Origin of the sequence: Aporhodopirellula sallentina SM41, from assembly GCF_000346505.1 — a bacterium.
Lineage (GTDB): Bacteria > Planctomycetota > Planctomycetia > Pirellulales > Pirellulaceae > Rhodopirellula > Rhodopirellula sallentina.
Window position 1 is genome coordinate 1 of the sequence record NZ_ANOH01000257.1, and the last position, 19839, is coordinate 19839.

Genomic DNA, 19839 nt, shown 5'->3' on the forward strand with positions numbered 1-19839 from the left:
GAAACGGCCCCGACCGCGGCCCAAAGGATGGCGTTAAACAACAGATACAGAGGTGGGAAGGCGATTATCTTTCCGCGGAGTGTCCGGCAAAACACCAAGTCGCCTCTCGCCGTTCGGCGTGGATTTTGGATGGCAAACTGCACACCGGAGTTGGATGTGATTCGGGCCGACGCGGAGGAATGGGCGGCACGGCAGCGTTTGCGGACGCGTCGCTCTTTTCCGCTGCCGTAGCTCATTCTGCCTCCCAAATTCTTTTTGATTTGTCGTCTTGCCTGTCAGCTTGATCGGTCTAACATCGGAAAGTCAAATGGGGGAGAGAAATAAAAAGGATCTTTGACCTCGATGACGTAGCAGACGGATAATTGAAACGAATATAACGCCCCAAATGGATGCCAACGTGACGACACCCCTAGTCCATACCACCCGACTGACGGCTGCCTACCGAAGATACCTCCAATCCGCAAACTCCTGCCGATTCGCTCACGAAGTGGACGAATCCTACACCTCCGCGACCCTGCTATCGTTGCTCGCCCGAGGTGTGGTCGAGCAGCGCCGGGCTGCGGCGCTCGCACTGGGTATGTTGGGGGATCGCAAATGCATCGACTCGCTCGGGAGAGCAATCTCGGACACAGACCGCGGGGTACGGTTGGTGGCTGATGATTCCTTTCGTGCGGTGCTCGTTCGCGACGCAGCCCCGCTGCATCACCAGCAACTGCTGCGGGTGATGCACCTGAATGATGGCGGTGAGTACGCCGCCGCCCTATCTCCAGCTCTCATTCTGATCGATCAAGCTCCCATGTACGCGGAGGCGCATCATCAGTTAGCCATCTGCTGGCACGGGTTGGAAGATTTCGCACGTGCCGAACGGGCGTATCAGAATTGCCTTTGGCATTGCCGGTTTCATTACTTGGCGTGGCAAAGCTTGGCGAAAATCCGCTATCTGAACGGAAACCTCGAGAAGGCGCTGCAAGCGTTGGATTATTGCCTGGACATCAACCCCGATTTAGAAACCGCCCGGATGCAGCGTCGACAAATCCGACGCCGGATGCGCCAGAGCGACGTTTGATTCGATCGCCAATCGGCGAACAGAGAGGATGCATTTTGACTCCGGATGAGTTTCTAGTCAGTTGTTTGGCGCTGTCACTATCTGTGATTGCGACCGGAATCGCGCTGGGGCCGTGGGATGCCCCCTACAAAATTCGATCGGTCGCCCATATCGAGAACCGGTTTGGCAAGTTTGCCGCGAGGCTCGTTTGGGTCGTCATCGCGATCGTGTCAGGAGGCAGTGCCGCAGCGATCATCAGCGGCGTGCGTCCGGCGTACGCGACTCCCACTGTCCACGGCGAACCACCGCGGTAGATAAACCAAAAGGTGCCAGCCAATGGGAAGTCCCGGGCATGGCGTTCTTGCCATGGAGTCGTAAACACGCAGTCAAAGAATTTAAGAGCGCGAATTCATTTGCACGCGGCAGCACGAACGTGATAAGTCATGCGATTAGTCGAGTTTCTTAGCCTTTTCTAGCGGCTTGAGATAATTGATTCGATTTCGGAGTTCGAGATTCGCTTGCAGGAAGCTTGGAGCATTTCTTTCAGATGTTGCTTGCCTTCAAATCCGGATGGGGATCCGATGTTTCCCAGAGGGCCATTGCTGTCGATGACCCTGGTTCCGTCGGCCGTGAACATGGCGTGGTAAGGGATGCCAACATGCTTGCCATCCGTCAATCGGTTCACAATTTCGCTGTTCTCTGAACTGGAACCTTGCTCCAGTTTCAGCATCACAAAATCCTTGCTCAAGACATCGCTGTGGTCATCCAGCCAGCGAGCGAATGTGAAGCATGGACCGCAATAGCGTCCGCTCAATCGCACCCAAACCCGACGGTCGGTTTTCTTCGCCACCGCGAATGCTTCGTTCCAAGCTTCCTCCATGTCAACATCCTCCGGGGCGTGTTGATTGAGGAATGCTGACGCTTGAGCGACGCAGCCTGGATCACTGACGTCAAACGTTTCGCGTCCGATTTCGGTTCCCACTTTGTCGTAAGCGATTGCAGTAAGCTTGTTGTCACTGGGAACGGCCCAGTTCTGGGTCGCTGTGAAATCGGCTTCAGCAGGATCCGGATGGTAAGTCAATGTCATGAACTTCGCCGCAGAAGGATTTTTAAGATAGTTTGTTAAGTGATCGCCAGCGAACTGATCCATTGTGGAATTGTCTTGGGAGAGAATGACCATTGGACGATAGCCCCCCAGTCTGCAGTCTCGCATCAGATTTGACCAACGTTGAGCGATTGGTCTGTGGGATGTTTTCGGCTGCGTCGTGCTGCGAAGTTTCGATACCAACGGCGGACGTTTTTCGCCGGGTTGCAGATAGACTTCGTCGAGTCGCCAGTCTTGGCCTTCCGCGTAAATATGGGTAGCCAAAAAACACGGCAATCCCGTGATCGCATAGTTCCCATGCGCATCCGATGTTGCACTCCGCTTCACAAGTCTTACTCGAGAAGGAAACGAGACCATTCCGAATGGATCAACTGTTTGAGAAGTGGTCGGATCGCTTATGTTACCAATCGCTGTGATCGTTCGTCCGGCTGCAGGGGTTCCGTCCGAGTTCGTTACACGCCCGTGAAGGGTCTGAGTCGGATGCATCGTGATGACGATCGGTTGCGAGAGATCGTGGGCGATGGTGACGCCTGCAAATCGCTCGTCGTCGGTGATGGCGCCCACCCCGAGTTTGGTTGCAGCCGTTGTGAAAGAGAACGTTGCGCCGCCCTTCTGCTGAAGCGTCCGTTCATCTTGAGTCTTGCCATCGATGGCACCGATGGTCAGCACGCAGTCTCCCAATGAAGCATCGATGTTGTCTGCCAACACCAATGTCCCTGTTACCAATCTTGGTTCTGCGATTTCCCGGTGAATTTCAACGAAATTCTCGCCGTCCTCCGCAGCGTCAATGCGATCTGAACTTCGCCAGTCGTTTTGGGAAGCTGAGACTTCCACGGCGCCGGGAAGCACGACCATCGATGCAACTCCATCCTTGTTTGTGGTTGCCCAAGTGTTTCGTCCTGTGACCCCCACACGGGATTCTCCATCTTCCATCCATTCGTAACTGTGATTTTCTCGAAAAGACACGTTTGCGTTCGCAATGGGGGTTCGATCCTTGCCAGCGGTCAGCTTAGCCTTGGCCACGACACCTTTTTGCAGGGTGAGTTCAGGTGCATTGACTTGCGACGTTTCTGGATCGAATGCGAGCACGTCGGAATAATCGCTGGTCAGATTTGAGTCGTTGATGTGGACGCAGTACGTTGCTCCGGAAAGTACGTCGATCCAAAAGTGCCCTTCGGGATCGGTGATCGCGTAAAGTTGCTCGGTATGACCTTCTGTTTCAGCCTGGAAAGTTCCGGCTCGAACATTGAAACCGGCCATGTTTGTTTGATCACCCGTGAGAGTTCCCATCACTCGGTGACGCTCGGCGCGTCTTTTTAGTGTGATGACCAGTGCGTCATCGACAGGGGTCGCCTTCTTAAGAATGAACCAATTTTGGCTGAGCAGTTCGGCGTAGCGATGCACCTCAGGCCAATCTGGGAAGTATTTCAGAACGGCTTCGCCATTTGAATCGGTCTTCAATTCCCACTGATCGGTCGTGCCGATGTAGTTCACATGTGGAACGGGAGTTGCCAATTGCATTCGGAATTCGATGCCTTCGATAACGTTTCTATCTTCGTCAACCATCCGGATGGTTTGGTCGCGACATTTTGAAAGTTCAACATAGTGAACCGGTGCTGTGTTATCGCGGACGGGTTGGCGACTGAATTGATACCCGCCGACGCGATAGTCGGTGGTCCACGCCGTGATCGACCACAGCGTCTTGTTTTCATAGAGATCGATTCGAGCTATACCGTTGCGGTCGGTTTTTTCGTGTGCTGTTCGACCGGATGCGATTTGAACCTGCACGTTCGCGTTTGGGACGGGGTGGTTCTCCTCTATGACACGAACCTCGGTGGAGCCTGTCGGACGTTGTAGCTGAATGTTCATGCCCTCTTCGAGGTAGCCACGGAGTTCACGACGACTGACTGAGTAGAAGGCACGTTCGTCGCTTTTGTCATCTCGGCGAACATCCACGCTGACGCTGTACCAATTTGAACCCGAAGCTGGCAGCCAAGCCTCGAAAGAGTTGCCGCTAATGGTTGGTGTAACGAGTTGATTGTCACGATCGATGTGAAGCGAGATCTCGATCAACGGATCATGGACTGAGTTGCCTTTTTGATCTATCACCGTTCCACGTAAGAGAACTTCCGTCGCAGGGCCGATACCACGAGTTTGAACTCCGTGCTTATCAATTTGTTCGGCGATTTTCGTTGACTCCCCCGCTATCGAACTGGGGCGCAAGGCAGAGACCGTACCGCTGATCATCGTGATGGCAGCTAGTGCGCAAATGGCAACGGAGTGGTTGACCGCGATGCGCGAGCGAGTTGCATCCAGCAATGAACAGATGCGTTGCTGCAAGGCATTGGGGCGTGCCATCGCAAGTCCGATCGCACGATGGGGTCGACGATAATCACGTGCGACGTCGAGAAGCGTTTCCGCATAGGCGCTGGCAACAACTCCTGCGCGGAGAACGTGATCGTCGCAAGCCTGTTCGCGTTCGACATGCAGACGAGCGACGGCCAGCCAAACGAAAGGGTTGAACCAATAGACTGCTCGGCAGATTTCGGCCAATGATTGTGTTAGCAGGTCGCGGCGAATAACGTGAGCCAATTCATGTAGCAAGACCGATCTCAACCGTTCTTCCCTCCAAGTCAAGCAATCGGTTGGTAGTAAAATGACAGGGCGGAAAATACCTGCTGCACATGGCATCGACAAATCTTGTCGGTACAACAACGAGACGTTAGGGGATCGAGACAAAGCATTTCGCGCTGTCCAATCCTTGCAAACGATTGACAACAACGAGAGCACGTGTGCGTCGTCAACAGGATGAGCTTTGGATATCCAGGTCAAAGTTTGGATCTGGCGAAGCAGCCAGGTCGCCAACAACACAGCAGCACCGATCAAGTACAGCACAATCCACCACGAATCGTTTGATGAGGGCGTTTGAATCACGGACGGTATCGGATCTTGAGGCGTCGGCGCAAGGTCTGGTTGATGCGTTGCTTCTGTCGAAGACGCAGTATCGATAGTGATTGCATCGGGCAACGCGCTTAATGACTGCGGCGGAGCCTCGCTACTAAAAAGCGGATCGACCATTTCGTTTGATTCAGCCGTTGAAATGGTCGAGGCTGTCGTTTCGACCTCCGCGACGGATCGCGGCGGCAGAATATTGACTTGATAGCTCGGTAGCAGCCATGTGAGCAAAGGGATGCTGAGAGTTCCGCACAATCCGAGTGTCCAAATCCGGTGTCGAACGGCGGCGGAGGATCGGTGAAACACCAACGCGATCAAGGTCACGATCGCCATTACAACGAAAGACTTAATCGATACGTCGAACATCCAGTCGCTGAGTGACATGTCAGTTCCCTTGCTTGCGAGCTTGGTCAATGGATTGTTGGAGTTGAGCCAATTCATCGTCGGATAATTGGCACGCGGATTCATCCAGCAAAGCGGCGAACATTTTGCTGGCGGACCCTTCAAAGAACGTCGACATCAAGTGCGTCAGCGCAGAGCGTCCTGCCTTCTCGCGTGATCGAGTTGCCGAATAGAGGTGACGAACTCCATCGCGATGCCGTTGAAGAAATCCCTTTGTTTCCAGGATTCCCATCATTGTTCGAACCGAGGAGTAGCTTGGCGGGTCATGCAGTTGTGACCGCACGTCTGCAACCGAAGCTTGTCCCAGGTGGTAGACGGCGTCCAGAATTTGCCGCTCGCGGGCGCCTAGTTTCGGGAGCTCGGCTGATTTCTTCTTCGCCATTGGTACTCATGCACCGCACGTGTCAATTAATTAACAGGTGTCAATGTATTGGCACCTGTTGGCAGTGTCAAGCATTTTTGTTTCCCGTCGGAGATATCTCGCAAATGCAAGGCTGCTTTGAGTTGGATCAGTGGTGAGTTGGTATCGCCGATTTGAAAGACATTGGTGGTGGCTTGCTTGTAGTAGGAAATAGCAATGGGCTCTCTGGCGAAGACGTACGTGATTGGTATCGGGTGGGGATGTAACGTTTGCTCGCTTCTGATGTGTGGCCCGCTGGACTGCCTGCAGAAGTGGTTGTGGCTTGCGCCCGGTAATACAACGATAGCTATTTTCGGCCTCCCACAACGGACGTGAAAGTCAATGACTTTCTTGATTGGCCTTAATTCGAAAACCTGTCCCACGATCGAGTTTGCGGCGTGCCGTGCGGAATGTGTTCTCAATTGCAGTCGTGCTCAGATGGCAACGATGAGACGCGTTCGGATCGATCGAGGACAGAAGATTTTCGCCGACTTCGAGCAGACTTATGTTCGCCTTGGCGTAGATCATCTTGGAATAGCGATCTAGCTAATCAAAGGCTTCTTTGACTGCCCGTTGTCTTGGACATTGTGAAGACGCATGTAAAAACGAAAAATCTCAACCTAATCCTTTGATGCCAACCTCACTCCACGATTGCCATGCATTCAACCGTCGGACTCCTGGCGAATTCAGTTTGATGTCCTCAATCAAACGGCTGATGACGCCGAACACGGGGCACCTTAATAATCCACGTCTGCAATTGAGTGAGAGCCTTCAGCATTCGATAAGTGGCCAGTTTGAACGAGTGGCTGGCTCCGTTGTCATCCCTGCCGCGCACACGAGAACGAATGACCTCTTCACGCTCAAATACTTAAGGAAGATGCCGGGGCTGGAGCTGGTTTGAAAGTGATCTTTCACGCGCGGTGCGTGCTTGGGCCCGCGGAGCAGTGTGGCTTCAGTGGCCATCACTTCACGAACGTGGCTGCGGATGAAGTCGCGAACGACTTCCTCAGTTGCTGATTCTGAAAGTTGCCGAAGGTAGTTTTTCGCCTCCGGGATACGCACTTCCAAATTTCAGTAATTATTGGGACGCTTCCGTTCGGAAAAATGTGCGCAACTGGTGCGGAAGCTCAATTCTCGCCATCCTGCTCACTGGACGTCTGCCCCATCGAGCAGGTCTTCTCAGTGATCGAAGCTCCTTTACGCCGTCTGGCTGATCGCAGGGAACGCAGACTCCAAAACGCAATCGGTAACGCTAACTAAACCGGTACACCTGCTCATTGCCTCAATCGCTTTCGTAGCTCAGGTGGCATCGCACAGGAGAAAAACAAGATTACTTTAGCAAATTCCTTTAAGAGACTTGGCTGGCGCCCCTGGCTTCAGGGGGGGACTGAAACCCGACAAAGAGGCTTGCCTGTTAAAAGCTAAGCTTCATAGTTTGAGATGTTCTGGTATCCGTCAGTCGGTGTATTAGCGGGCGGATGTTCGCCTGGGCCAGTGGGGCCGGCCCTGCGTTTGTTGTGGGTTGCCTTCTAGCCGTTGGCGGGCAAGGCACGCACGTCCCAGATATCTTGGGCGTACTGTTGGATCGTACGATCGCTGCTGAACCATCCGCTACCGGCGGTGTTGAGAATGCTCATCTCATTCCAGTGCGCAGTGTCCTGATATGCCTTCGCGACTTCGCCCTGCGCGTCGATGTAACTACGCAGGTCAGCCATCGTTACCCATGGGTCGTGAGGGCTTCGCAGACCGCCTGTCAGCAGATCGTACAGGCCAGGGTTGGTCGGATTGAAGCGTCCGCTCTCGAGGATGTTCATCAGGCTCGCGATATCGGAGTCCGCAGCGATGATTTCGTTGGGGCGGTAGTCTTTCTTCGTTTCCATCACCTCTTGGGCATCGAGACCGAAGAGGAAGAAGTTTTCTTCGCCCGCGTTTTCACGGATTTCGATGTTGGCACCATCGAGAGTTCCGATCGTCAACGCACCGTTCATCATGAACTTCATGTTCCCCGTTCCGGATGCTTCTTTTCCGGCGGTCGAGATCTGCTCGGACAACTCGGTCGCGGGGCAGATCACTTCCATGGATGAAACGCGGTAGTTCGGGAAGAACACCACGCGAAGCAGATCCTTGCACTTCGGATCCGAGTTCACGACCGAGGCGACGTCGTTGATCAATTTGACGATCAGTTTGGCGACGTGATATCCCGGAGCAGCTTTTCCGCCGATCAACACACAACGCGGAACCATGCCGGTGGTTTCGCCACGCTGGATCTTATCGTAGAGATGGATCACGTGAAGCACGTTGAGCAGTTGGCGTTTGTATTCGTGGATCCGTTTGACTTGGACGTCGAACAGGAACGACGTGTCGAATTGGACATCGGTGTTCTTGGCGACGAGTTCGGTCAAACGTTTCTTGTTCTCTGCCTTGATTGCAATCCAACGTTCTTGGAACGAGGAGTCTTTGGCGTGAGGAGCCAGATCACTGATCTTGCTGAGATCGGTTTGCCAGCCATCTCCGATCGTTTCGTTGAGCAGATTACGCAGCCCGGGGTTGCAGTGCGAGAGCCAGCGACGTTGGGTCACGCCGTTCGTTTTGTTGTTGAATTTGCGAGGCCACAATTCGCTGAAGTGTTTGAACAAGCCGCTTTCGAGCAACTGAGTGTGCAAACCGGCAACACCGTTGACCGAGAAACTGCCGACGATGGCGAGGTACGCCATGCGGATATGTGGGTTGTCCCCTTCTTCGATCAGCGACATCTCACGACGCATCGCGATATCGCCGGGCCATTGCTGGTCGACGAGTTTCAAGAACCTCGCGTTGATTTCGTAGATGATCTCGAGCAGACGTGGTAGCAGGTGGCTGAACAGTCCAACCGACCAACGTTCCAGTGCCTCAGGAAGAAGCGTGTGGTTGGTGTACGCCATGCAACGCGTGGTAACTTCCCACGCGTCGTCCCAGGTCATGCCGTGTTCGTCCATTAACAAACGCATCAACTCGGGAACTGCACACGCGGGGTGCGTGTCGTTGAGTTGGAAGCAGTTCTTGAGGCCGAATTCGGTGAAGTCATCGCCGTGCTTTTCAACCCAACGCTCGATGACGTCCTGCAGTGAAGCGGAGACAAGGAAGTACTGCTGCTTCAGTCGCAGTTCCTTGCCGTTTTCGCTGGCGTCGTTCGGGTAGAGCACCATGGAGATTTGTTCGGCGTCGTTCTTCGCCGCGACCGCTTCGGGGTAACTGCCCGCGTTGAACTCGGCGAGATCGAACACGTCGGTCGTCGATGCCTTCCACAATCGAAGCGTGTTGACGGTCTCGTTGCGGTATCCCGGGATCGGCATATCGAAGGGAACCGCGAGCACGTCACGCGTTTCGACCAACCGTTTGCGTTGGGTACCGTCCTCGGCGAGGTAAGTTTCGGCGCGTCCGTAGAAGCGGATCCGGCGGGTGTGTTCGGCCCGCTTGATCTCCCACGGATTTCCATCACGGAGCCAGTGATCGGGATCTTCGACTTGACGTCCGTCCTCGATGTGTTGGTGGAACATGCCGTATTCGTAACGGATGCCGTAACCGACCACGGGCAATTGCAGGTTTGCGCAGCTGTCGAGGAAACACGCAGCGAGGCGACCGAGACCGCCATTTCCGAGCCCCGCATCGAGTTCATTGTCGGCGATCTGTTCGAGTTCCATCCCGTAGTAGTGCAACGCTTTACGGGCTTCCTCATCGAGATCGAGGTTTTGGATCGCGTTGGTCAACGAGCGACCGATGAGGAACTCGAGCGAAAGGTAGTAGACCATCCGGTCATTGCTGGCCTTGGTCCGATTCCAAGTTTTCCGCCAAGTCGGAACCAAACGGTCACGAACGGCGATCGCCAGTGCACGATACAAATACCCCTGTTCCGATTCGCTGTTGGCGGGTGCCTTGGGTTCAGCGTGACCGAGCGTAATCGTCAGGTGACGACGCAAATCCTCAGGCAAATCGATCGTCCCCAGGGTCGGTACGGGCTTCGACGAGTCTTGCTGATCGGATGAAGGGGTGTCGGTCAATGTATTGGACATGAACTTAGATCTTTCGAAGAGAAAGTAGCGGAACCGTCGTATGAGAATTCGAACCTTCTAAGACGACGCAGCAACCGGTGCACGAATGTGAATCGATCGAACCGCCGAAGTATAAGGTTTCGTGTTTTCTAGGCCAATCTGAATTGGTGATTGGAGCGTGCCTTGTCGCAAACCGCATGTCGCGAATGCCAGATGGATTTACGTCGTTTTCTCGCCCCGAAGTCGATAATGCTTAACGGATTACGAATATTGAGGTGCCCGTCAACAAACCCGTTTTGGTGGAATCTGGTCTGAGAATCAATCATTGAGCCAGCGATTTTCTTTTGCACCGCTGGGTTCCCCCCTCAATCGCCAGTGAAGGCCTGTTCTGTGCCGTTGTTTGTTGGTTAGTCGGCCACGGTCGACGCGAGATTGATCCAAAATTCAATCGGACGCGGAGATCAGTCCGAGGAACTCGTCCTCCGATACAATTCGAACGTCCGCACCCTCGGCGATCAACCCGCGTGCTTTCTCCTCCTTCGTGCTCAAAGTTCGGCCGGAGCGTGCCGTTCGCGGATCGGTCTTACCGACGACGAGTAGATTGGTGCGACGCGACACACTGCTGAGGCATTTCCCGCCGCTGCATAGCGTCAATTGCTCGGCGTCTTCTCGGGCAATTCGGGTCAGTGTCCCCGTAAAAACCACTCGCTGACCGGCGAGCGGCCGAATGAACTCGGCACGGACAAACAATCGCTGTAGGTCCAGACCGGCTTGGCTCGTCAGTATTTCCGTCCCGGAGGAATCAACCGGCCGCGAAATCTGCGGTGCCGAGCGGCGTTGGGATTTCCGGGCGGCAGATGGCCCCTTCTTGCCCCATTCGCCTGCCTTTCCACGCGAGAGTTTCAGTGTTGCCTCGAGTTCTTCTAGCGACGAGGCGCCGGACTCTTCGGCAGCGGCAATCGCGATCTTCGCGCACGCGATGGAATCTTCCAATGCGTCGTGGTGTTTGAAACGAACTCCCAACCAGTCCGAAATTGGTTTCAAGCCGAACCGAGGAAGCGTCGGCCAGGTGCGTTTGGCGATCGCTCGGGTGCAACTGTAGTGCATCTCCGGAACCGGATGACCGTGTGTCTGCAGGCACGCGATCAGAACGCCCAAATCGAAGCTTGCGTTGTGAGCGATCAAACAATCATCGCCCAACGTTTCAGCGATCGCCGGCCACAGGTCGCCGAATTCAGGTTGGTCACGCACCATCGCGGGGGTGATTCCGTGAATCTGGATGTTCTGCGGGCTGATGTAAAACGGCCGCGGTCGGATCAGCCAGCAGTCGCTGTCGACAATCTCGCCGCCACGCACACGGACTGCGGCGAGTTGACACGCACTGTCACTTCGCCGTGTTGCGGTTTCGAAGTCAATCGCGGTGAAGTCCACCGACCACTCCTCCTTGGATTTTCAAAATGGGCAAACGTCCTCGCGCGTCGATTTGATCGAGAATCGCAGGCGGTGTGTTGTCGATCGGGCGTTCCCTTTCGTGCGGCGGTTTCTCCGGTGCAACGAAGTGTGATCCCTGTCGTGTGCCTCGCCGTTGGAACTCCTCATCGATCTCGATACGAATCGCAGCTTTCTCGAGACACCACTGCGGCGCGATCAAGTACTTCGGCGGCGCGTCTCCGCTGACCCGTTCGACAATCACGTCGGGCGGGATGCGTTCGAGAAAGTCGACCACGGTTTGAATGTAGGCTTCACGCTGCATCATTTGAACCTTGCCCGATTCGACTTCATCACCGAGCGGGGTCCCGCGAACGCAGTAAAGATTGTGCAGTTTGATCGAGTCGAACCCAAGGATGCCGATCTCTTCGGCGGTCTGCATCATCATGGCGTGGTCTTCACCGGGCACACCAAGGATGACGTGGGCACAGCATTCGAAGCCTCGCCCGCGGGCGCGATCGATCGCGTTGATCATGTCCTCGTGGGTGTGGGCCCTGTTCATCCAACGGAGTGAATCGTCGTGAACCGATTGCATCCCGAATTCGAGCGAAACCGTATGGTGCGTGGCGATCTTCTCGAGCAAATCGAGAACACTGTCGGGTGTGCAGTCAGGACGGGTACCGATCGCGAGACCGACGATCCGCGGGTCGGCATTGACCGCGAGATCATAGATTTCTTCGAGTTGATTGACGGGTGCGTACGTGTTGGTCGCTGGTTGGAAGTACGCGATGAAACCGTCGACCCGATCGTAACGACGAACGACTCGCTCGATCCCGGCCTGCAACTGCTCGCTGACTCGCTTCAGCCGGACGCGTCGAGAGGGGCTGAAGGATCGGTTGTCACAAAAGTTGCAACCGCCGGTGGTCACGGCGCCATCCACGTTGGGGCAGGTGAATCCGGCGTCGATGCTGACCCGTTGGATCCGTCCGCCGAACTTTCGACGCAGCGCCCTGCCGAAGGCATTGAGATTCAAACCCTCTTTTTGCCACGAGAGTAACTCGACCTGCGGATCATTTGGGGTGTCGACCGGATTCTCTGTGTCGACCGGATTCTCAGTACCGACCGGATTCTCAGTACCGACTGCATTCTGCCCACCGGTTGGGGCATCATCTCGGGCATCGGCGGTACGGTTCAGGTCGAGATCAGGTTGTGGCATTTCGAGAACGGCCGATGGAGTGGGCGGAGTGAAACCACACGATATCATGCCCGGTCGGATCGGCAAGGAGGATCGGTGTCGAGATGCCCGGCCGCCGAATAAAACAGCCTCTCGGTGCGATTCGTGCCGGTCGCGAGCAGCGAATTCACATGGCACAAAGATTGCAGAACTGCGGATCCATGAGCATCTCACACTCTGAAAAATCTGCCCCCATCCACCGACGTCTGATTCGGTACGTCCGCGGTCGCGAACCGATCGCGATGGCCGGATTGTTGGCGATCGTATTGCTCAGTTGGGGATTCGTAGAACTCGCTGGCGAGGTTACCGAGGGCGACACCGCGACGTTCGACCGATGGGCTGTCGAAAGCCTTCGGCGGAGCGATGACCTTTCGCGACCGATCGGTCCGGAGTGGATGGCGGAGGCGGGAAGAGACCTAACCGGGCTCGGTGGCATCCCGGTGTTGTTGATCGCGATCGCTGCGTCGGCGGGTTTTCTGGTGATCAACCGGTCGTATCGACTGCTCGCCGTGCTGCTGGCCTCCACGCTCGGCGGCATCGCGGTGAGTCTGCTGATGAAGCAATGGTTCGCGCGACCGAGGCCCGACATTGTGCGCCATCTATCTCACGTCTACACGAGCAGTTTTCCGAGCGGGCATTCGATGATGTCGGCGGTGGTTTACCTGACCCTCGCCGCACTAATCGCTCCGGTGTTGAGGCATTTTTGGGTACGCGTGTACGTGATTGGTGTCGCCGTGCTGCTCACGTTTCTGGTCGGGATCAGTCGTGTCTACATGGGCGTTCACTATCCCACGGATGTGTTGGCCGGATGGTCCGCAGGATTGGTCTGGGCGTTGCTGTGTTGGATGATCACGCGTGCTGTTCCCGTGAAAAAAATCGACACTCAGATGCGATCATGAAGTTGCTAGTGATTTGGAACGGAGGCTCGGGACGGTCAACGCAAATCGATCAATTGCGGGCGGCTCTTCGCAACCACGACACGACATGGTTGGAGCTCGACCGAGGCGTTAATCTTTCCATCATCATCGACGGTTTCATCCTCGATGGCGGACAAACCGTCATCGCCGCCGGTGGTGACGGAACGGTGCACGCGGTGGTAAACCATTTGATGATGGTAGCCCCCGATACTCGCCCATCGATGGCGATTATCCCTTTGGGAACAGCAAACGACTTTGCGGGGACGCTCAACATCCTCGAGCCGGTTGAACACGCGGTCGAAACGTTGAATACCGGTCAGGTCGAACCGATTGATGTCATCCGGATCCGCGGTGACGGGCTCGAATCTTATTACTCGAACGTAGCGGCCGGCGGAAACTGCGTGCGCGTCTCGGAACAGTTAACCGACGAGGTCAAATCACGCTGGGGAGCGTTTTGTTACGTGCGTGGCGCCGTTGGTGTCCTCGCCGACATGCAAAGCTATCGCCTCACCGCCGATGTCGACGGCGAAGTCTTCAATCAACTGGATTCATGGGCGGTGTTGATCGCAAATGGCCGAACCAATGCGGGGCACATCGAAGTCGCTCCGGAGGCATCACCGGTCGATGGGATGATGGATGTGGTGATCATCCGCGACGGTGACGTGATGGACATGGTCGAAATTGTTTCAGGCAATTTGCTAGGCAACTTCCTCGAGTGCGACCAAGTCATCTTCCGCAAAGCAAAACGAATCGGGCTGCAATCCGATCCACCGATGCGTTTTACGCTGGACGGCGAGCTGATCGACAGAGAGCCGATCGAGTTCGAGGTGGTGCCGTCCGCGATTCGCATGTTCGTCGGTCCTGATTTCAGGCGTTAGGACAGACGACGACTTTCATTTGTTCCGGATCGCCGGCGTACAAACGCTCGAACCATTTGGGGCCATCGGCGAGCGATATTTTTGCGGTGATCAGCGGCTCCACGTTGATCACGCCGCGGCTCATCAGGTCGATACACTGCGGGTATTCGCCGTTGCAGCCGCAGGTTCCTTGCAGGCGAATTTCGCGGGTGACGACGGATTGCAAAGGTAATTCGACGGTCGGGCTGACATTGCCCACTAGGGTCACGGCGCCACCTTTTCTCACCGACTCGATGGCGGTCACCACAGTCGGTGTCGCCCCCACGACTTCAAAGGCGACATCTGCGCCGCGGCCGTCGGTCATTTCACGAACGGCAGCCGGGGCGTCGGTTTGGTCGCCTCGAATGACGTCGGTCGCACCCAGCTTTTTCGCGGTTTCCAGTCGTTTGTCGTTCAAATCGACCGCGATGATCCGTGTCGCACCGGCAGCTCGTGCGGCTTGCAAAGTCAAAAGACCGATCATTCCCGCACCAACAACAACGGCCGTGTCGCCGAGTTGAATCGGTGTGACCGCAGCCGCGTGAACCGCGACGCTGACCGCTTCCACCAAAGCGGCGTGTTCGAACGGCAGCGAATCGGGTAGGGAATAGACAATTCGCCGGGGCACGGAAATCCGTTCGGCAAACGCACCGTGGCGACGATACTCACCGCAGGAAACACCGAGCACCAACCGATTGTCGCAAAGGTTTTGATGCCCGTCGTTGCAGAAGTGGCATTTCCCACACGACACCATGGAGTCAAACGTCACGCGGCTGCCATTGGGCAGGTCGGTGACATTCTCTCCCGTTGCGACGACGACGCCCGCCGCCTCGTGTCCCATCACCAAAGGAGGAATCCGGCGCCCGGTGCTGCCGTCGTACCCGTGAATGTCACTTCCGCAGATCCCGCACGCTTCGACTTGCACCAAGACATCGTCCGGACCGACGGCCGGCTCATCGACGTCGATGCACTGCATCGTTTTGTACTCGGTTAGCAAGAGGGCTTTCATCTGATGTCTCTTTGGTGGGGATGGGGCGGCACGTTCGACGACTGACTACATCGATGACGATGATTCACTCGCCAGCGTTGCAACCGGGCGGGTCTCGACGCGACATGGAAAAAACGGGTGCGAGCGAGCAACGAGGTCGATCATTCGACGATCGTTGGAACGCGTCACGGCATCACTATATTCCACATCGCCTTCTCGCGGCGCGGTGAGAGATTGGTAGGACCTTGTCAGCAGCTCGCACTGCACATTGGGCGAATACCGCTCCGCAATGGTTTGCCGGTTGGATTCGATCAGGTCCGTTGGCGGTGTTTCGGTGATCGAATCGATGAGGGATTGATTGAGCCGCAATACTTCGGCACGAAACGAATCGTCATTCGCCACGCGGGCGATCGTTGCAATCTGTTCGGAAGGCATCAGATACGCGAAGTCAATCTTGTCATCGTGGGCATCCAACACCGAGTCAACCGATTGTCTCGGCCGCAGTTCCGCGGGCAGCAACGCCCACGCGGCTCGCGATGCAGCCAACCAATTCTGTTTCATCGATTTGACCCAAGCGGCATCGCCGGGGATCCAAACGCCGTCGTATAGGTCAGGTTGTCGGACGCCTTCGGCTGCAAAGTCCGCGGTCACGGTGGGCAGGTTGCGGGCAACGACACGGCGAGATGCGAGCCATGGTTCGAGAAACGCCATCCCGAACCCTTCAGCGACACTGGTTGAAAGCACACAGTGGCAGGCGGAAAGGTTATCGGCGTAAGCAATGTTGTCATGGTGAGCGGCATCGAAAACGACGTTGGGGACATACGCCTCCGCGACGCCGCGCCAGCGTTCATAGGATTCCGCTTCCAATGTCGTGTCGGGTTTCAACGTCAGCCCGCCGACGAAAGGTTTCGGCAACAGTTGGCACACCAATAAGAATTCACCAACGTTCTTTCGTCGGATTCCACGAACCGGATACAACACCCATTTGCTCGTCGTCGGAATGGACACCGCGCCAGCGACCTTCTCCAACGCGGTATCGCGGTCGGGCATGTCACCCGAAGGAAGCCGTACGCTGTTGGGGATCGTTGTAACGCGAGATTCGGCGAAACCGTACTGTTTCAGCACATCGGCATCGCCCGCGGTGAGGCATGCGTAGGAGACATTGGGATGGGACGGATAGAGAACCGCATCCAACGTCGATGACTTCGACGCTCCCGTTTGAGCAAGAAGATGCTGCAAGTTTTCGGGACGTTGGTCTTCGGCAAAATCATGAATTTGCAAAAGCAGTCGCCATCCAGCATTGGCAAGATGCGAGATCGCAAACGGTGCTGCGGCGTTCTTACCAAGGCTGTGATTATGCCAGTGGATTACCGTGTTGCCCGGCTCAAAGCCTTCGTGCCGGAGAGTCGCGTCGAGCAGTTCGAACAGACGTTGCCCGGCGACCGATCCATGAACCGTCTCGCTTCGCCGGAATCCACTGATCTTTTCCAAGGAAGACGAACGTTTTGGGGTGGCCCCTTTTTCGTTGTTAGTACTGCCGGCTTCTGCGGCATGCTCGGATGCGGGCTGTTGATTTGCGTCTGCCGCGGATAGAGATGACAACAAGCCGTCGGTAGCGAGAGCGTCGTAGTCCAGTTCCGGGATTTGCACCGCTTCGGCGTGTTCCAGCGTTGCTTTGCGAATCCCCGATACCCGTTTTCCCGAGAGCAGCAAGATCTTCCCGATCGCGTCACGTTGATCGCCGGTTCGAAGACATTCGACGTGGTTCTGAACGACGCCGGTCACGCCTCCGGGTTCGAAATGGCAATGAACCATTGCGACGTTGATCAAGGAGTCGTTCACGCGATCAAGGAACCCGTTTTAGAAGTGATTCGACGGAGTGGATCTCACCAGGATCCCCGGAGTGACGGGCGAAACACCACGTCCACATTCCGGGGCGTCTTTTCGTTTGACGTGTTGGAACCTATTCGAAAACCTCAATTGACCAATTCGCCGGCGGACGTCGGCCCCGGTTATCCCACGGAACCGTGGCGAGCGGTGATGTCAGCTCTCTTTTCTCGTTCCGGGTAGTGGATCTTGTGAAAGATTCTCATGCAGCAGGATCTTTCACAAGATCCAATACCGCCTCCCCGAAAACCGATCGGCTGATGAGCTTTCCGACAGGTTCTTAGTGGACGCGTTGTCCGGGCTGTGCGCCTTCGTCAACGCCGAGGATAAAGACTTCCTCACCGCCAGGACCGGACGCACAGACCATTCCTTCGCTCAGCCCGAAACGCATCTTGCGTGGTTTCAGGTTCGCGACCATGACGACTAAACGACCAACGAGCTTTTCCGGTTCGTAGGCAGCTTTGATTCCCGCGAACACTTGGCGAGTTTCGTCGCCACCGAGGCTGAGCGTGAGTTTCAGCAGTTTGTTCGCTTCGGGTACGTGTTCGGCCTCGACAACTCGAGCGACGCGGAGGTCCACTTTCATGAAGTCGTCGATCGTGATCTCGTCCGCCATCGGTTCATCCTTGAGCGGTTGGTCACTATCGTTGTACTGCGATGCCGGCGAGTCGGCGGATTCGGCTTCGGCGGCTGCTTCTTCTTTGCTTTCTTCGATCATCTTTTCGAGATTCTCCAACTGGACTCGGTCCATCATTCGTTTGAATTTATTTACGCCGCGACCGACCAACGGTGTTTGGCTTTGATCCCACGACACGATGGGATCATCGAGCAATTCGCCGCATGCCTTCGCCAGGGAAGGCAGCACCGGCGTCAAGTAAACGGCGAGTTGCCGGAACAGGTTCAACGCGACGGTGCAAACATCACGCAGTTCATCCTGCCGTTCAGGATCCTTTTTCATCTCCCACGGTTTGGCGTGTTCGACGAACGGGTTCGCCGCGTCTGCAAGCTCCATGACCAACCGCATGGCGCGGGCGTATTCGCATTGTTCGTAGGCCTCGGCGATCGCATCGCCTGCCTCGGCGGCTTTCTTAAACAAACCGCCGTCATCGGGGTATGTGTCCGACAATCCGGTCCGCCCAGCAAACTTGCCCACACGGCTGGCGAGGTTGACGACCTTGCCGACGAGATCGGAGTTGACTTTGTCCACAAACTCGGTCAACGACAAGTCGAGGTCCTCGACGCGCGAAGACAACTTCGAAGCGTAGAAGTACCGCAGCGCAGCCGGATCGATGTGTTTGAGAAACGTTTCCGCTTTGACGAGCGTTCCGTCACGTTTGGACATCTTTGTGCCATTGACGTTGAGGAACCCGTGAATGTGCACCTTCGTCGGCAGCGAGTAGCCCGCCGTCTTCAGCATGCCCGGCCAAAACAGCGTGTGGAAGTAAGTGATGTCTTTCCCGATGAAGTGGTGCACCTCGCACTCGTCGCTCTTCCACCAATCTTCCAATTTCTCGCCGTTGCGATCGCACCACTGCTGCGTGCTGGCGATGTATCCGATCGGGGCGTCGAACCAGACATACCAATAGTTGCCCGGCGAATCCGGAATTTCAAAACCGAAGTACGGCGACGGACGACTAACGTCCCAGTCGCGCAGTTCCTCGGCGAGGAAGTGACCTTTGAGGTAGTTCGCCGTTTCACTTTGCAGGGCACCCGACTCGGACACCCACTGGTTCAAAAACCCGTGGAGTTTTTCCAACTCGACGAACAAGTGAGCCGACTCGCGCAGGACCGGCGTGGCACCACTGAGCGTGCTGACCGGATCGATCAGGTCGGTCGGGTTGTAAGTGTGTCCGCACGTGCAGTTATCGCCCGCCTGATCGGTTCGGCCGCATTTGGGACAGGTGCCACGAACGAAACGGTCGGCGAGGAAGGTTTCCGCCTCCGGATCAAAGAGTTGTTCGACGGTTCGTTCGGTGACGAGGTTTTCGCTGCGTAGGGCCTGCCAAAACTCCCCGCAGATTTTTCGATTCTCGTCGCTGTGCGTGCTGCCGTAATTGTCAAACTCGATTCCGAAACCGGCAAAGTCGCGTTGGTGCGATTCGCTCATTTCGCCAATCAGGTCCAACTCGCTGCGGCCCTCCTTGCGAGCGCGGATCATGATCGCCGTTCCGTGGGTATCGTCGGCGCAAATGTAGAGGCAACGATGACTGCGAAGTTTTTGAAAACGAACCCAAATGTCCGTTTGCAAATACTCGACAAGGTGCCCGATATGGATAGGACCGTTGGCGTAGGGCAACGCAGCGGTAACGAGTAGGCGACGCGTCATGAGCGGTGACGAACTCTGTGCAAGATAGGTGGCAAAATAGGGGATTGGGGAGCAGGGCAAAACACGGTCGGATTCAACGCTGCCGCAGCATTCTTGCAAAGTCGATCCCGATCGACCACCACGGGCAAATCGGTCCAAAATCGCACACACGCGTCCTTTGTCGACGTTTTCGTCTTGCGAGAGGCGTCAAAGTTTCACTATCCCGAATAATCCTCAAGCTCGCATTGA

General features: G+C 55.8%; 13 protein-coding genes. 4 read left to right on the top strand and 9 right to left on the bottom strand.

Annotated features, from left to right (window positions below; all coding sequences use genetic code 11):
- The coding region (locus tag RSSM_RS34795) for a hypothetical protein (protein WP_236621204.1) at positions 1-236 on the bottom strand (236 nt) is incomplete at its 3' end.
- A 161-nt stretch (positions 237-397) separates the two neighbouring features.
- On the opposite strand from RSSM_RS34795, the gene RSSM_RS17035 reads away from it, so the two are divergent.
- Positions 398-1066 carry a HEAT repeat domain-containing protein gene (locus RSSM_RS17035; protein WP_236621205.1) on the top strand — a complete coding sequence of 223 codons (669 nt, stop codon included), beginning with the start codon at positions 398-400 and terminating at the stop codon, positions 1064-1066.
- On the top strand, positions 1063-1359 hold the full coding sequence (locus RSSM_RS17040) for a hypothetical protein (RefSeq protein WP_008681356.1): 297 nt from the start codon (positions 1063-1065) through the stop codon (positions 1357-1359). Before RSSM_RS17035 ends, RSSM_RS17040 begins: the two co-directional genes overlap by 4 nt.
- 158 nt (positions 1360-1517) lie before the next feature.
- Here RSSM_RS17040 and RSSM_RS17045 read toward each other — a convergent pair whose 3' ends face one another.
- From RSSM_RS17045 to RSSM_RS17075, 5 genes are all read right to left on the bottom strand, one after another.
- Complete coding sequence (locus RSSM_RS17045; protein ID WP_008681359.1) at positions 1518-5489, bottom strand: M56 family metallopeptidase; 3972 nt, start codon at positions 5487-5489, stop codon at positions 1518-1520.
- A gap of 1 nt (position 5490) precedes the next feature.
- Positions 5491-5889, bottom strand: coding sequence for a BlaI/MecI/CopY family transcriptional regulator (locus RSSM_RS17050; protein ID WP_044302839.1), 399 nt, complete (start codon positions 5887-5889; stop codon positions 5491-5493).
- Between the two features lie 1547 nt (positions 5890-7436).
- Complete coding sequence (locus tag RSSM_RS17065; protein WP_008681365.1) at positions 7437-9956, bottom strand: glycogen/starch/alpha-glucan phosphorylase; 2520 nt, start codon at positions 9954-9956, stop codon at positions 7437-7439.
- 423 nt (positions 9957-10379) lie between these two features.
- A complete protein-coding gene (locus tag RSSM_RS17070; RefSeq protein WP_008681369.1) occupies positions 10380-11366 on the bottom strand; it encodes an exonuclease domain-containing protein in 987 nt (328 codons plus the stop codon).
- On the bottom strand, positions 11347-12579 hold the full coding sequence (locus RSSM_RS17075; protein WP_081613816.1) for a TIGR01212 family radical SAM protein: 1233 nt from the start codon (positions 12577-12579) through the stop codon (positions 11347-11349). Before RSSM_RS17075 ends, RSSM_RS17070 begins: the two co-directional genes overlap by 20 nt.
- 179 nt (positions 12580-12758) lie before the next feature.
- On the opposite strand from RSSM_RS17075, the gene RSSM_RS17080 reads away from it, so the two are divergent.
- Both RSSM_RS17080 and RSSM_RS17085 read left to right on the top strand, forming a co-directional pair.
- The gene (locus RSSM_RS17080) at positions 12759-13496 is read left to right on the top strand and encodes a phosphatase PAP2 family protein (protein ID WP_044302843.1); all 738 of its coding nucleotides are present in this window, start codon (positions 12759-12761) and stop codon (positions 13494-13496) included.
- Entirely contained in the window at positions 13493-14392 is a 900-nt protein-coding gene (locus tag RSSM_RS17085) for a diacylglycerol/lipid kinase family protein (protein WP_008681374.1), read from the top strand. Before RSSM_RS17080 ends, RSSM_RS17085 begins: the two co-directional genes overlap by 4 nt.
- On the opposite strand, the gene RSSM_RS17090 is transcribed toward RSSM_RS17085, so the two are convergent.
- From RSSM_RS17090 to metG, 3 genes are all read right to left on the bottom strand, one after another.
- The gene (locus RSSM_RS17090; protein WP_008681376.1) at positions 14382-15419 is read right to left on the bottom strand and encodes a galactitol-1-phosphate 5-dehydrogenase; all 1038 of its coding nucleotides are present in this window, start codon (positions 15417-15419) and stop codon (positions 14382-14384) included. The two genes, RSSM_RS17085 and RSSM_RS17090, sit on opposite strands and share 11 nt — an antisense overlap.
- Before the next feature lie 45 nt (positions 15420-15464).
- A complete protein-coding gene (locus RSSM_RS17095) occupies positions 15465-17240 on the bottom strand; it encodes a glycosyltransferase (protein WP_008681377.1) in 1776 nt (591 codons plus the stop codon).
- Positions 17241-17565: 325 nt separating this feature from the next.
- Positions 17566-19611: a methionine--tRNA ligase gene (metG, locus tag RSSM_RS17105; protein ID WP_008681380.1), complete on the bottom strand. Its 2046-nt coding sequence runs from the start codon at positions 19609-19611 to the stop codon at positions 17566-17568.
- Positions 19612-19839: the final 228 nt, after the last annotated feature.

What these genes read in the sequence shown, in the direction of transcription:
- RSSM_RS17080 (WP_044302843.1), top strand. Translation starts at nt 12,759, where the DNA reads ATGAGCATCTCACACTCTGAAAAATCTGCCCCCATCCACCGACGTCTG.
- RSSM_RS17065 (WP_008681365.1), bottom strand. Translation starts at nt 9,956, where the DNA reads ATGTCCAATACATTGACCGACACCCCTTCATCCGATCAGCAAGACTCG.
- RSSM_RS17050 (WP_044302839.1), bottom strand. Translation starts at nt 5,889, where the DNA reads ATGGCGAAGAAGAAATCAGCCGAGCTCCCGAAACTAGGCGCCCGCGAG.
- RSSM_RS17085 (WP_008681374.1), top strand. Translation starts at nt 13,493, where the DNA reads ATGAAGTTGCTAGTGATTTGGAACGGAGGCTCGGGACGGTCAACGCAA.
- RSSM_RS17090 (WP_008681376.1), bottom strand. Translation starts at nt 15,419, where the DNA reads ATGAAAGCCCTCTTGCTAACCGAGTACAAAACGATGCAGTGCATCGAC.
- RSSM_RS17075 (WP_081613816.1), bottom strand. Translation starts at nt 12,579, where the DNA reads ATGCCACAACCTGATCTCGACCTGAACCGTACCGCCGATGCCCGAGAT.
- metG (WP_008681380.1), bottom strand. Translation starts at nt 19,611, where the DNA reads ATGACGCGTCGCCTACTCGTTACCGCTGCGTTGCCCTACGCCAACGGT.
- RSSM_RS17045 (WP_008681359.1), bottom strand. Translation starts at nt 5,489, where the DNA reads ATGTCACTCAGCGACTGGATGTTCGACGTATCGATTAAGTCTTTCGTT.